The 14,434-nt window shown below is 40.2% G+C and carries 14 protein-coding genes; 7 read left to right on the forward strand and 7 right to left on the reverse strand.

Annotated features, from left to right (window positions below; all coding sequences use genetic code 11):
* Nucleotides 1-17 precede the first annotated feature (17 nt).
* Together ribF and murJ are read right to left on the reverse strand one after the other, a co-directional pair.
* Nucleotides 18-944: a bifunctional riboflavin kinase/FAD synthetase gene (gene ribF, locus NH454_RS13320; RefSeq protein ID WP_135925600.1), complete on the reverse strand. Its 927-nt coding sequence runs from the start codon at nucleotides 942-944 to the stop codon at nucleotides 18-20.
* 73 nt (nucleotides 945-1,017) lie between these two features.
* Nucleotides 1,018-2,598, reverse strand: coding sequence for a murein biosynthesis integral membrane protein MurJ (gene murJ / locus NH454_RS13325; protein WP_328256168.1), 1,581 nt, complete (start codon nucleotides 2,596-2,598; stop codon nucleotides 1,018-1,020).
* A 243-nt stretch (nucleotides 2,599-2,841) separates the two neighbouring features.
* Here murJ and rpsT point away from each other — a divergent pair, with 243 nt between their 5' ends.
* Complete coding sequence (gene rpsT, locus NH454_RS13330; protein WP_036967030.1) at nucleotides 2,842-3,102, forward strand: 30S ribosomal protein S20; 261 nt, start codon at nucleotides 2,842-2,844, stop codon at nucleotides 3,100-3,102.
* 72 nt (nucleotides 3,103-3,174) lie between these two features.
* On the opposite strand, the gene NH454_RS13335 is transcribed toward rpsT, so the two are convergent.
* Nucleotides 3,175-3,558 (reverse strand): response regulator, encoded by a 384-nt coding sequence (locus tag NH454_RS13335; RefSeq protein WP_135925605.1) that lies wholly within the window; start codon nucleotides 3,556-3,558, stop codon nucleotides 3,175-3,177.
* Between the two features lie 149 nt (nucleotides 3,559-3,707).
* On the opposite strand from NH454_RS13335, the gene NH454_RS13340 reads away from it, so the two are divergent.
* The 3 genes from NH454_RS13340 to smrA all read left to right on the forward strand — a co-directional run bounded on the left by NH454_RS13340 (nucleotide 3,708) and on the right by smrA (nucleotide 5,227).
* Nucleotides 3,708-4,151 carry a hypothetical protein gene (locus NH454_RS13340; RefSeq protein ID WP_135925608.1) on the forward strand — a complete coding sequence of 148 codons (444 nt, stop codon included), beginning with the start codon at nucleotides 3,708-3,710 and terminating at the stop codon, nucleotides 4,149-4,151.
* A gap of 100 nt (nucleotides 4,152-4,251) precedes the next feature.
* Nucleotides 4,252-4,497: a hypothetical protein gene (locus NH454_RS13345; protein ID WP_135925610.1), complete on the forward strand. Its 246-nt coding sequence runs from the start codon at nucleotides 4,252-4,254 to the stop codon at nucleotides 4,495-4,497.
* Between the two features lie 148 nt (nucleotides 4,498-4,645).
* Nucleotides 4,646-5,227 carry a DNA endonuclease SmrA gene (smrA, locus tag NH454_RS13350; RefSeq protein WP_253039334.1) on the forward strand — a complete coding sequence of 194 codons (582 nt, stop codon included), beginning with the start codon at nucleotides 4,646-4,648 and terminating at the stop codon, nucleotides 5,225-5,227.
* Nucleotides 5,228-5,289: 62 nt separating this feature from the next.
* On the opposite strand, the gene NH454_RS22365 is transcribed toward smrA, so the two are convergent.
* Nucleotides 5,290-5,424 carry a hypothetical protein gene (locus NH454_RS22365; protein ID WP_290442620.1) on the reverse strand — a complete coding sequence of 45 codons (135 nt, stop codon included), beginning with the start codon at nucleotides 5,422-5,424 and terminating at the stop codon, nucleotides 5,290-5,292.
* 97 nt (nucleotides 5,425-5,521) lie between these two features.
* Nucleotides 5,522-6,442 (reverse strand): glyoxylate/hydroxypyruvate reductase A, encoded by a 921-nt coding sequence (locus NH454_RS13355; RefSeq protein WP_253039335.1) that lies wholly within the window; start codon nucleotides 6,440-6,442, stop codon nucleotides 5,522-5,524.
* Between the two features lie 123 nt (nucleotides 6,443-6,565).
* Between NH454_RS13355 and NH454_RS13360 the strand changes: the two genes are divergently transcribed.
* Nucleotides 6,566-8,281, forward strand: a complete 1,716-nt coding sequence (locus NH454_RS13360; protein WP_253039336.1) for a lysophospholipid acyltransferase family protein — start codon at nucleotides 6,566-6,568, stop codon at nucleotides 8,279-8,281.
* Between the two features lie 45 nt (nucleotides 8,282-8,326).
* On the opposite strand, the gene dapE is transcribed toward NH454_RS13360, so the two are convergent.
* Nucleotides 8,327-9,505 (reverse strand): succinyl-diaminopimelate desuccinylase, encoded by a 1,179-nt coding sequence (gene dapE, locus NH454_RS13365; protein ID WP_253039337.1) that lies wholly within the window; start codon nucleotides 9,503-9,505, stop codon nucleotides 8,327-8,329.
* Nucleotides 9,506-9,575: 70 nt separating this feature from the next.
* A complete protein-coding gene (locus tag NH454_RS13370; protein ID WP_253039338.1) occupies nucleotides 9,576-10,994 on the reverse strand; it encodes an MATE family efflux transporter in 1,419 nt (472 codons plus the stop codon).
* Between the two features lie 234 nt (nucleotides 10,995-11,228).
* Here NH454_RS13370 and NH454_RS13375 point away from each other — a divergent pair, with 234 nt between their 5' ends.
* Both NH454_RS13375 and NH454_RS13380 read left to right on the forward strand, forming a co-directional pair.
* Entirely contained in the window at nucleotides 11,229-11,882 is a 654-nt protein-coding gene (locus NH454_RS13375; RefSeq protein WP_135925623.1) for an OmpW family outer membrane protein, read from the forward strand.
* A 330-nt stretch (nucleotides 11,883-12,212) separates the two neighbouring features.
* The gene (locus NH454_RS13380; protein ID WP_253039339.1) at nucleotides 12,213-14,426 is read left to right on the forward strand and encodes a CapA family protein; all 2,214 of its coding nucleotides are present in this window, start codon (nucleotides 12,213-12,215) and stop codon (nucleotides 14,424-14,426) included.
* Nucleotides 14,427-14,434 lie beyond the last annotated feature (8 nt).

Raw genomic sequence — 14,434 nt, forward strand, 5'->3', positions numbered from 1 at the left:
CTTTCCGTATCGGCTACCTAATTTAAACCAAAACACTGCTTAGCGGCGGTCACATCATCTGCAATCTGCGCCGTCAGTTGTGTTAATGTCTCGAATTTTTTCTCATCGCGAAGCTTTTTAATTAGCTCCACGTGCATAAATTGTCCATAAATGTCTTGCGCAAAGTCGAACAGATGAACCTCTAACAAAGCGCGTGTTCCATTAAATGTGGGTTTGTTGCCAATATTTGCAACCCCAAATAATTCTTTTTCGCCAACTTTTGCTCGTACCGCGAACACCCCATTTACAGGGCATACTTGGCGTTTTAATGCTATATTGGCCGTTCTGAACCCTAATTCACGACCTTTTGCCCAGCCATGAATAACACGTCCAGAAATTGCATAACCATGACCTAACATGGTTTTTGCGTCTTCTAATTGCCCTGCAGCAAGTGCCTGGCGAATAAGAGTACTGCTCACTCTATCATTGAGCCTGCGAAAACTCGCAGTACTTTTCACATCCATGTTTAACTCAGCACCCATGGCTTTAAGCAACGCAAAATCACCACGGCGCCGCTTTCCAAAGCAAAAGTCATCGCCTACAGTCAGAGCTTTTACACCTAACTTATCAACCAATACTTGGCTTACAAACTGCTCTGCTTCCATATTGGCAAATTGTTGATTGAAGCTAATGCAAATCACTCGCTCCACTCCCAATTTAGCAAGTAAGCTAAGCTTATCACGTAGTCGAGTTAAACGCGCTGGAGCATTATCTTTAGCAAAAAATTCTTGTGGCTGAGGCTCAAATAACATCACGGTACTTGGCAATTGATGCTTTTCTGCGTCTTGCAGCAAGCCTTTAATCACTTCTGCATGACCTAAGTGCACACCATCAAAATTACCAATGGTCAACACACAGCCATAATGCTGTGCGCGAATATTGTGAATACCTCTAATTAACTCCATGCCACCTTTTTGCCTTTATCAGCGAGCCCAAAACATTGATATCGGGCTTGAAGCGCCGATTATAATCTTTTTTTTAGTTTGATTCAGTAGTTGCAACACTTTTTATCGTATTTAGTCGCACGCCTAAAATGAATAAGGCTGCAAAATATACAAAAACCGCCAACACTAATAACCCGCCCAACAACAACACTTGCTCAGTAAAGTGCCAAGCTTGCCATATAAATTGCTGGCCTACGTACCACACAGACGCAGCCATTAATAAACTTGAAAACAAACACTTAAAGGTAAAACCAAGGCTCATCGCAGAAAACTGATAGACCCCTTCTTTACGTAATTGATGATACAACAAATAAGCATTACAACTAGCCGACATTGATGTGGCCAAAGCCAGACCTAAATAACCAATAAATGGTGCCAACATAATGTTAAACACCATGTTTAAAACCAGAGTTTTAATACCAATTTTAACGGGGGTTTTTGTATCTTGACGCGAATAAAAGCCTGGCGCTAACACTTTGATTAGCATAAAACTAACTAATCCCACTGAATAAGCCATCACACCGTAGCTCACCGCTTGGACATGATCAATTTCACCGTCCTGAAACGCACCGTGGTCAAATAAAACCGTAATAATGAGCGGGCTAATTACCATTAAACCAAACATGGCAGGCAAGCCTAAGAAAATGACAAACCTTACCCCCCAATCAAGGGTCAGCTGAAAATCTTTTGTACTTTTTGTGCTATGCAATTTTGACAATGCAGGCAATATGACCGTTGCGATACCAATACCAAATAAGCCTAGAGGAAACTCAATCAATCGGTCTGAGTAATAAAGCCAAGCGATAGAGCCTGTCATTAACATAGAGGCAATCATGGTATCGAGTAACAAGTTTATTTGGCTTATCGAAACGCCAAACAAGGCAGGTAGCATGAGCTTTCTAACTTTTTTGACGTTTTCATCTTGCCACCCCCATTTAGGGCGGCTCAGCATGCGGGCACGATACAAAAACGGCAACTGGAACAGTAACTGAATTAGACCACCCACAAATACGCCTATGGCAAGCGCATACGCCCCCACCGAAAACTTATCATGTAGAAAAATAGCGCAAGTAATAATTGATACGTTTAAAAGTACGGGTGTAAAAGCGGCAACGGCAAAGCGATTATATACGTTCATAACCGCACCGCTGAGGGCTACCAGACTCACAAAAAATAAATACGGGAAAGTCAGTTTTAACAGCGCACTAGCAAGAACGAACTTTTCGGCATTTTCGCCGCCTTGCCACCAATCAATAAACCAGCCAGTACCAAATAATGCAGCAATGACAGGCGAGGCAACCACACCAAATAGAGTAACCGCTAATAAAATGGTACCCAAAGTACCGGCAGCTTGAGCAACAAACAACCTGACCTTATCATCGCCTTGCTGTTCTTTTATCTCAGATAGAACAGGTACAAATGCTTGTGCAAAAGCGCCTTCTGCAAATAAGCGACGTAAAAAATTAGGAATTCGATTGGCAAACAAAAACACATCCGCTGCGGCACTTGCCCCCAGTAAATTAGCCACTACAGCATCTCGCACCAATCCTAAAATACGCGAAATCATTGTCATAGCACTGACTATCATTCCGGAACGAAATAATCCTTTTGCCACCTTAAACCCGTTATCAAAAATCTTATAAGATGGGCGATTATGCCTAAAATATCTTTAAAGCACTAGGCTCGAACCCGACCCTTTGTTACAATAGCGATATTAACTGCTAAAGCGGCAAATTGATGTTCGTTATAAGGAGCAGTTTTTCTTGAGATGTCAAAATTTCGTTGACATTCATGATAAAAACAGGCATATTCCACGGCCTTTAAATTAAGCTTATTTTAAGATTGTTAGGAGCAAACCTTGGCTAACATCAAGTCTGCAAAAAAACGCGCTATTACGAGCGAAAAAAATCGTCAACATAACGCAAGCCGTCGTTCAATGATGCGCACTTACTTCAAAAAAGTAGTTGCTGCAATTGAAGCGGGCGACAAAGAAGCTGCACAAGCGGCATTCGCTGTTGCAACACCTATCCTAGACCGTTACGCAACTAAAGGTCTAATCCACAAGAACAAAGCAGCTCGTCACAAGAGCCGTTTAGCAGCTAAAATCAAAGCGCTATAATTTGTTTTTGATGAATATAAAAAAACCGGCTTTTGCCGGTTTTTTTTTATCTTAATGTTTTTCAGATAACTGCTATGCAATCTCTAAATCGGGGTAAAACTTTTTCAGCATTGCCGCGATCTTCTTTGGGGTAAAAGGCTTTACAACGAAACCTTTGGCGCCCTTTTCAATCGCTTCTTTAACATTTTCCACTGTTGAATGTGCAGACACCATAACAACATTTGCTTCAGGTGAAATATCATTTATCTGTGAGATGATTTCCTTACCGTCACCATCAGGTAGTTCAATATCTAAAAAGATAATATTAAACTCCTTCTCTTTGCACGCGCTCAAACACTGCGCTGCTGTGGATGCCTCTCGAACATTATCGATACCTAGGTGCATAAGCGTTTGGTTTAAAAAGCTACGCACGGTGCCAACATCGTCCACGATAAGAATTGAAAGCTGCGTGTCCATACTATTCCTCTAATCTTTAAAGATAACACTTATTGCTAATACAATATTAACTTAAATAAATAATTTACGCTTTGAATTTGACTATTATATCAAAAACTTCGTTATAATCTCATTATAGAGAGCTATATATAAAAGGCCAGATAAGCTTTATGTCTAATAAAATAAAAAAACAATCTTTGCTTGGTAAAACACCTGAACGAAAAAAACCAACACAAGCAAAGCGACAAAGACCAGTAAACCAACAACAAGCACGCGCACAAGCCGCGCAACAAAGCATTCCTGAAATCGAGCTTAAAAAAAGTAAAGCACGTTGGTATACACTCGCAGCGGTTGTATTAATTCTACTAATTACACCAAAACCTATTTTAATCACCTATGAAAAGCTTGGTATGGTATCTCAGAGTGTGTTCTGGCCAGGCATTTTTGGCTATGGAGCAAACTTATTTGATTCAACCCTCAGTCCCCGTGCAGACCTAAGTCGTAACGTTATTTATCTTTGCCAAGATAAGCGTAAACCAGACACTTGCCAGAAGTACCGTGTGACAGATAAAAGTGGTTTCTTCGCAGCAATGAAAAAACTAACAATAGATTAAAAAAACTAATCTGAAAATTAAAAATTACTTGGTTGAAAGCTGTGTAAAAGATCACCATAATGGCGCTCCTTTTTCAACACAGATATGAATTGATACGACCATGGTAAACGAGCTAGATTGGCTTTTAAACTTAACGCTACTTGCCCTAGGATTAGGTGCATTTTTTATTAACCAGCTGACATTACTACGTTTTGCAGCGATCAGCGCGTGTAGTTTATTGTTTCTATCATTTAGCTTAGATCTAATGTCGTCAAGCGTTATCTCGAATATGAGCTTAGTGTTGATCAATACATTTTATTTATTCAAGGTCTATACATTTGGCCAACTGAATATCAATCAAGGTTAATCTTCTCCTAAGATAAATTGATAGAATGGGCTATCCCATCTATCATCTTTTCTGCCCAAGCAGCATTCTGTTTGGGCTTTTTTTTGCTTACAATATGACTGAACTGAGATACCATATTAGTCGTATATAAATAATTTGGAGGTGCACTGTGTCATTTAACGACTTCGACTTATTTCTTTCGTCAATGGAAGACGTAAAACCTCTTAAGCATGACACTGTTCAATTTGATTCCACGAAACAAGGCCCTTCACTAGCGCAACAAGAAAAACGTAAAGCAGCTGAGTGTGATTTAGCAATTGATGAAAACTATTTACGCAGTGAGTTTGTTGAGCTGTTAGATCCCCATGCCATATTGGCATTTAAAAAAAATGGTGTACAAGGCCAAGTATATAAAAATCTGCGTTTAGCTAAATATCAACTTGATGCCACGCTTGATTTGCATGGTCAGCCTCTTCAACGAGCTCGCAGCACGCTTTTAAATTTTATTGATGACTGCCACAAACGAAATATTCGTGTCGTGCTTATACGCCACGGCATTGGTATCAAAAATAAATCACAACCAGGTATTTTAAAAAGCTATACCAATAAGTGGCTGCAAGAAATTCCAGCAGTTTTAGCGTTTCATAGTGCCCTTAAGCATCATGGTGGTAGCGGTGCAACGTATGTGATGATTAAAAAGTCAGACGAGAAGAAACACGAGAATAGAGAAATCCATTCAAAAAGAAGTTAATAGAAAAAGCGATTGAAGTGCAGCATTAAAACATGCTGCACATACTTACTGAGATTGGTAGGTTATGATTGGCTAACTTCAGTGGCCTGAGCTGACTGGTCCGATGCATTAGCTTGATTAAACCATGCTGAAACACCAAGAACGATTACTGACACTACGACTAGACTAAATTTAGCTCCACCTTGATTAGATTTCATAACGCCTCTTTTTTATTGTTGTTTTTTTATTGAGCAACAACAGAATAACAAAGTTACAGATGTTAACAAGGTGTTTATTAAACTAATTTGTAATTTGTCAATAACCTTTTGTTCTATCAATCTGATTCATTAGGTTTTTACCTTCGATCAGTCTCTTTACATTATCTGAAATTTGCAAAGTAACTGATTCTATATCTGACAATGCAGCACAGTGTGGGGTTAAGGTCACTTTGTCATGAGACCAATAAGGGTGTGTTTTAGGCAAAGGCTCTTCGCTAAACACATCTAGCGTAGCGCCACGTAATTGCTCATTATCAAGTGCCTCGAGTAAATCTTCATCAACGACATGTTTGCCTCTGGCAACATTAATTAGTACCGTATGGCTTTGCAGTTTGCTAATGAGTGATTTATTAATAATGCCTTGAGTGTGCTGATTAAGTGGTAGTAAGCAAACGAGATAATCAATTTGACCAAGCATGTCATCTAATCCATGCTGTGTGTAATACGTGTCCACCTCAGAATCATGTTTTTCACTATTAGACCAAGCGCTCACTTTAAAGCCATTTGCGAGTAAACGCTTAGCACAAGCTTTGCCTAGTTCACCATAACCTAAAATACCCACATGTTGCTGTGAATACGCTCGCTTTGGCTTCCAACTGCCGGCTGATTGTTTTAAATAATACTCTTTAAGCCTAAGCTTGTGTGCCAATACATGGGTCAACACATACTCTGCCATATCATTAGCCAGGTTATCATCAACAATTCTAACAACGGGAACATGTGCAGCTATCTTCGTTAAATCAATGCTATCAACACCCGCACCAAAAGAAGAAACGGCTTTTAAATTTACTAATTTTGGCCATAAATCAGCGGGCGCATTCCAAGCAAGCACAAATTCAACCGCTTCGTAATCAGTACACTCTGACCAAAGCTGTACCTTGACCTCTGGTAATAAAGCTTGCAGCTTAGTAATTAATTGGCTGCAATCTCGGCCTGTTATAGCCACAAGTAAAATCATTGTCTTCTCCATTTTGCCTCTTACTCAAAGCGCTCATTAAAAAGTCACACAACTGCAACCTAACTGTCACAGCAAACTCTTAACCTAATTTCATCGCTGAATGCGTTTATGTTTGAGGTTTGTATGATCAGTGTTGATAAAGTAATAGAAGCAAATTTACCACAGTTAGAAAATTCACCAAAAGTAAAAGGCTTAGTAAAGAAAGGTTTGGGTTATTTATTACATGAGCAAGAGTTTGTTACCTTTGGTGATGCATACCCACACTTACAAGGACTTGAATTTGTAGAGCAGGTGCTCGAAGAGCTAGACTTTGACACACGCTACAAGCCAAAGCAAATGGAGCATATTCCTAGTGAAGGCAATATTATTATTGTGGCAAACCATCCTATTGGTTCACTCGATGCATTAGCGCTAATAAAAGTCTTATCAACTGTGCGCCCTGACTTAAAGGTTGTTGCAAACCGCATGCTAATGTCTATCACCCCAATGCACTCGTTGCTACTACCCGTTGATAACCTCTCTGGTACGAGTAAAAAGAAAGAACTTGCTAATATCCAACAGCACTTAAAATCAGACGGTGCGTTATTAATTTTCCCTGCAGGTGAGGTATCGCGATTAAGTCCAACGGGAATTAAAGACTGTAAATGGAACAGTGGTTTTTTACGTATGGCAAAAAAAGCTAACGCGCCTATTTTACCTATTTACATCAAAGCGAAAAACAGCCCGCTATTTTACGGCACCTCAATGATTTATAAACCATTAGCCAGTTTGTTATTGGTCAAAGAGATGTTTAAACAACGACAAAAATCATTAGAGTTTGAAATTGGTGCATCTATCCCACCTGAGTCATATTTAATCGAGAATTTAAAAGATAAAGAAATAGCTCAGCTGATAAGAAAGCAACTGTATCGACTTATTACTAAAAAACCTCTGCCGTTAAAAACACAAACCCCCATAGCCAGCCCAGAAGCGACTAAAGACCTTAAAAAAGCCATTGAGGAGTGTGAATTATTAGGTGAAACCTCTGATGGAATGAAAATTTACTTATATCAATACTGTGGCAGCTCGCCGATTTTTCGTGAGCTAGGCCGACTGCGTGAAATTGCGTTTCGCGCAGTCGGTGAAGGCAGTGGTAAACGCCGAGATATAGATAAATACGACATGGATTATCAACACCTTGTACTATGGGATGCCAAACAACTTGAACTAGTTGGCGCATATCGACTTGCCTGCGCACAAGACATCATAGAAAAACATGGCCGCAAAGGTTTATATACCGATAGCCTATTTAGCTACAGCGATGATATGGCACCGTATTTAGAAAAAGGTATAGAGCTTGGTCGAAGCTTCGTGCAACCCAAATACTGGGGCAGAAAGAGCCTAGATTATTTGTGGTTTGGCATCGGCGCATTCGTTAACCGTTACCCGCAATACCGCTATTTGTTTGGCGCGGTTAGTGTGTCAAACGCACTACCCGAGCAAGCTAAATCGCTATTAGTTCATTATTACCAACATTATTATGGCGCTAAACAAGTGTTAGCAATCCCAAACAATGAATATCGTCATACAGAATCACAAAAAGCACAATGTGCTCAGTTATTTTCTGGTAATGATATTAAAGAAGACTTTGTTGAACTTAAACATGTGCTTGCCAATATCGGCGCACAGGTCCCAACCCTATTCAAACAATACACTGAACTTTGCGAGCCAGGCGGCGTACAGTTTTTAAGTTTTAGCATCGACCCTGAGTTTAATAATTGCATTGATGGATTAGTACTTGTCGACTTAGATAAAGTAAAAGCCAGTAAAGCCAAAAGGTATTTGGGACAGACACGCTAATAGTCATTAAAAAATAAGTCGGCATGTTCGCCGACTTTTTCTTTTTTAACTAAATATATTTCTAAGCGCAGCTAAATATATTTGCTCAATAGTTTTTAAGTCTACTATGGGTACGTGTTCATTAACTTGATGAATGGTATGGTTTCGCACGCCACATTCAATCACTTGCGTGTGCTCATTGGCAAAAAAACGACCATCGGATGTGCCACCACTTGTACTAAGCATTGGAAAGCTGCCAGTTACTTCGTGCACAGCTTGTTCAAGCTGCTGCAACAAGCAATTACTTGCTTGATGCAGGGTATAAAATGATTCACACGGACGCTCCCAAACAAGCGTTAGCTGCGATGCTAAATCAGCCAATGCAAATTGAATTTCTTCTTTAACATCTTTGCTCTTATAGCCATGACTATAACGCACGTTAAAGGTGAGCTCACACTGAGCAGGAACAAGGTTATCGACCACATTGGCAATATTAATTCCGGTTACTTGCAGTGTTGTTGCCGAGCTAGCTTCATCTTTGTGCCAGCTAATTGCCATTAAGCGCTTTACAACCTCGGCACTTAAATGTGCTGCGTTTATGGTGTTTTCTGGATAGGCAACATGCCCTGCTTTACCTTGAATAGATAATCGTGCAGACAGCGCACCCCGCCTGCCATTTTTTATGGTATCACCCACATGCTGATGGCTTGTTGGCTCACCAACTAGGCAACCATCAAGCACAATACCTTGTTTGGCAAGACGCTCAGCAATCAGTAAAGAGCCGTATTCAGCCTCGCCCTCTTCATCTGAGGTAATTAACCAGTAAAATGTGCCGCGTTTATTGCTATTTTGCGCTAAAAACCGTTTGGTTGCGCAAAGCATAGCGGCAACGCCGCCTTTCATATCTGCTGCGCCACGGCCATAGACACTGCCATCCACTATCTCGCCACTAAATGGATCAACTCGCCAATCACCTTGCGCTGCAGGTACCACATCAATATGACCTGAAAAAGCAACGATAGGGCCTTCACCAAAAGTGATTTTAGCAATTAAATTAGTAACATGATTAAAGCTAAATACCTCACAATCAAAGCCGAGCTGGCTTAAATTACTTTCAAGCCAATCAATTGCACCCGCTTGAGCAGGTGTGACCGATTTAAATCGGAGCAAGGTTTGTAATGTTTCAACCACCTCAGATTGCACCGACAGGTGCGTTGCTAACTCTGCATTTGATATCAAACTCATAATAACCCTAGTCAGTTAGAAAGCTTGGGTTATTACAACGAGAGTTTATGACCGCAGTGTGAAACTTAAATTAATGATTTCCTTCTTCAATGAGGGTTTCTTGGGTCACCTTAGCAATGTCTTTGTCTTCTTTGGTTAATTGTGTTCGTTGCCAACGACCTGCTGCGAACCATAAATAAGTAATAATTGCCACAAGTACATTAGTAATAGCAAACGAATACCATATGCCCTGTGGTCCCAGTGAGGTATGTTTAGACAAAATATACGCCGCTGGAAATTGAATAACACATTGCGAAAGCAGTGACACAATCATCGCATTGAGCATATTTCCTGAAGCCCTAAATGCAGCAACAACACAAAGCTGCACGCCTATTCCGCCCCAAGTTAAGCACATGACGCGAATGAACTCTGCGCCACCAGCAATAACAGACTCATCATCAGGAATGAAAAAAGCCACCAAGTATTCAGCAAATACATAAGCTAAAACGCCCACTAATGTCAGGCCTAACAGCCCCCAAAGCGCGGCTAAACGTGTTATTTGTGCTGCACGCTGCGGGTTTCCTGCTCCCATGTTTTGACCTACCAAGGTAGAAACGGCCGTTGAAAGACCCATTGCCGGGATCATCACCATTTGCAAAATATTAGAGCCAACACCATAAGAGGCAATGGTGTGCGTACCAAAGCTGGCAACCAAAAACGACATAATAATTAACCCAAAGGCTCTTGCAGAGAGTTCAACCGAGCCAGGAGCCCCTAAAAAGAACGCTTGTTTCATATATTGCCAATCTGGTTTGAAGCTAGAGAGTTTAAGTTGAATGCCGTGACGGCCTCGCAAAAATACCCAAACGCCAATTAATGCCGCTAAACTTTGCGTAATGAGAGTGGCTAATGCCGCCCCCATTACGCCAAAACCAGAGAAATCACCAAATCCAAAAATCAGTAAAGGGTCGAGTACAAAATTGAGTAAAACAGTACCGCTAACAATATACAGTGGCACCTTAGTTTGCCCGATGCCACGCATTAAGGCCTGAAACATGGCATAAATAAACACAAACACAACACCAATGAAAGACACATGCATAAACTTAAGCGCATCACCAAACACTTGCTCTTCAACGCCTAATAAAGTCAAAAAGTAAGGCGATAACACATAACCTATTAAACCAAGTATGGTTGCGGTAATTGTCACCATTAACATGGTTTGAGCAGCAACATGGTTTACCTTATCTTGCTGGCCAGCTCCCATATATTGAGCAGATAAAATGGCTCCCGCCATTGCCAACCCTGAGCCAATAGCAATCACTAAAAAAGTAACCGGCATACTGACAGAAACGGCAGCTACTTGCTCTGCCCCCAAGCGCCCTACCCAAAAAGCATCGGTTAACTGATAAGCAGACTGCAAAATATTAATTAAGATGATCGGGATACCTAATTTAAGTAACGCTTTTGAAATCGAGCCATGAAGAAATAAATGCTGGGGAGCAGCCATGAAACACACCTAATAAACTAATAACATCGTTAGTTTAACAGCCGCAACTGAATATAAAGTCAATGAGAGTCAATCTTTTTTTCGCTGTACCCGTTTAAAAACTTAATCTAAATCAATAAATGGCTTCACTTAGTTCAAACATTTTTGAAACTTTGATCTAGAACAGGTTTTGTCCCCTCCAACTTAGTAATAATAGCCTCAACCAAATAAGACAAGTAGTTCGCGGAGAACAACATGAAAACCAAATTAAGCATTGCATTACTTACTTCACTATTAGCACTCTCTCCTGTTGCAAACGCAAACTTAAGCGTGAACGTGGGTGCTATTAACGTAAACCCTGACAACGATAGCTCAAAAATCAATGAGGCTCCGGCACTAGGCTTACGCGCAGATGATGACACGCAATTAGGTATTACTATAGATTATGCACTAGACGATAACTGGGTGCTTGAGTTAGTTGCTGCAACGCCATTTAGTCATGATGTTCAAGGTGCTGGTGGCTTAGCTGGTAATAAGATTGCTAAAATTAAACACTTACCACCAACTTTCTTAGCACAATATCACTTTTTTGATGCAACCTATAAATTCCGTCCATTTGTAGGTGTAGGCGTAAACTATACAGTTTTCTTTGATGAAGAGCCTTCAGCTGCACTAAAAGCAACATTAGGTACTGACGATGTAGAAGTCAAACTAGACGACTCATTTGGCTTTGCAGCTCAAGCTGGTTTCAACTACATGATGAGTGAAAACTGGGGTCTACATGGCATGGTTTCACTTATTGATATCGATACAGATGCAACTGTATATGCTGGCGGCTCGAAAGCACTAACATCAACAGTAGAAATTGACCCTGTCGTTGCTATGTTTGGTATTAAATACAAATTCTAACTTTCATTTTGTGAAAGCCCATACGCACAAAAAGGCCATTAAATGGCCTTTTTTATTTGTTCCCACTCTAGAAAAACCTGCAACACGAACTTGATTCTCGCTCAGGTTCAACCAACTAATCAATTTAGACTACACTATAAAAATAACCCATTTCTTTTTACTGGTTTTTATTTTTTGTTTATTTAACCGTTACTTATTTTACTGTTTTTCATTGCAATATCTGAATTTTCAGAGCCAAAGACGTGTTGTTCCTATTTGCTCGCGATTATAAAATGGTTGTAATAATTTTGACCTATCTAAAATAAATTAGGTGGCAGCTCGAGGTGTTAATTGAAAGTAATTGTCAATTCGTTAGTGTTGATTCTTTGCACAGCTCTAATCTCGTGCAAAGTAAAAGATCCTAGTGAAGATAAACCGCAACAACAAAAGCAAGATACAATTAGTGATCGTGAAGCGCTAATTGCGGGCACCGCTGACATCGTATTTACTATTACCAATGAAAATCAAACACCTCTCAACAATGTGAGCGTTGACGTTGCAGGTCAAGAGTACCTATCCGATGAAAATGGACGTGTTTCTATTAGCAACCTCTCTTTTGGTAATCACGCTGTTTTTATTGCACAATCAGGTTATTTCCCAAAGGCAGGTATTTTAGTAAACCAACCTAACTCTGTAACCTCACACATCCAATTAGAAACACAATCAGCAAATTCAAAAAGCTTGTTATTTGCTGGTGATACAATGTTTGGTCGACGCTTCCTAGACCCTAATTTAGAGACAATGGGTACATCTGTACCTAATGTTAACACTGCGCTCATTCGACCTGACTCAGCACGCGAAGATAGTATCGCCATAACCACAGAAGTTGCAGCGCTTTTTAAAGCTGCTGACTTTTCATCGGTTAATCTTGAGTCACCTATTACGACGATGCCAACAACAGTTCATCCGACTAAAGAATTCAGCTTTTTCTCTTTGCCTGAATCACTGCAAAGCCTAACTGAAATTGGTATTGATTATGTTGGCCTTGGTAATAATCACATCTATGACTATTTGCAGAATGGCCTTGAAGATACACTCCTTGAAGTGTCAAATGCAGGGTTCTTAAATAGCGGTGCGGGTTTAAGTGAAACTGACGCTTTTAAAACTGTCGAGCATAACCTTGATAATGTTAATTTAGTGCTCTTTGCTGCAACTTCAATTACCGGAAAAGAACATCAATATACCTACGTTGCTGACACCAATAAAGGTGGGGCTGCTGATTTAACAAATTCAGCGGCAGTCAAAGCTGCACTTGAACAGTTAGATCCTACTGACTTTGTCATTGCACAAATGCATGGTGGTGATGAATACTCGTATACTCCATCACCTTATATAGGTAGCCGATTTGAAGTTCTTTCTTCACAAAATACTGATCTACTAATTGGCCATCACCCACACATTGCCCAAGGCTTTGCTGTATTTAATGAAATACCAGCCATATTGGGCTTGGGTAACTTTGTATTTGACCAACCCAGACTTGATACCTTATTAGGCCTTGCAGTTATGCTGGACCTTGATACGCAAAACCAAAAAATCACTCGTGGTTTTGCTTATCCTATTTATTTAGAAGACTATAAACCTCGATTCACCACTGGTTTTTTAAGTCACTATTTATTGAGAAGAATCGCTGAACTTTCTGATGACAATATTACGCTTGTTCCCCGAGAAAGCTACGCTGAAATATATTTTGCTGCAAATCAAGCAACAAAAAATACTCAGCAAGTGACTATCAACATTGATGCCACCACTGACATCATAGACTTGAGACAATATTCACCATCATCTGCTGCTTACGTTTCATCCATAGACGTTAATAGTGGTTCTTTAGATACGCTTTTAGTGGGCCGAGATATTATGGTCTTTGGCGATTTTGAAGATTGGGATAACGACGCAGACACCTTTGAAGTTAGTCGATGGGATCATAGCAGTGAAAGTGTGTTGCCTTGCACTGATAAGCCATTCAATGGTTTGCAAGCTCTGTGCTCAACCCGAGATAAGTTTGACAACACTCCTTCTATTATTCCATTTAGACACACTATGCGGGTTATGGAGTTAACCGACGAAACAGGTGCACTAGAGTTAAGTAAAGACTTTTCGTTACTGACCTATTTGCAATCTGAAAATGGTGGTCAGCTTGAGGCCTTGCTTACTTATACAACAGAAATTGATGACCTTACCTTCGCAGAAAACCAAATTCCCGTTAGCGAAGGAGGTAATCAACCATGGCATGTTTTTAGCCATGACTTTAGTTTACCTTCTGATGAGTTAACACTTGGGCCTAAAAAATTACCACCTCGTGGCGTAAAACTACAATTTAGGCACTATCCACCCAATACAGGAGAAGCGATCACACGTCTAGATGATGTCGCAATGATCAGTTGGCAACAAAGTATCAACCTAGAAAACGGACAATGGAAGACCGATAAAATGCACGGTTTTGACTTTTTAAAAGTCAATTCAAGTAGTGAAGTGAGCTTAACGCTGACATTCACTGTACTTGATTAAGGAGGAAT

This window comes from Pseudoalteromonas sp. Ps84H-4 (genome assembly GCF_024124645.1).
Classification (GTDB): domain Bacteria; phylum Pseudomonadota; class Gammaproteobacteria; order Enterobacterales; family Alteromonadaceae; genus Pseudoalteromonas; species Pseudoalteromonas lipolytica_C.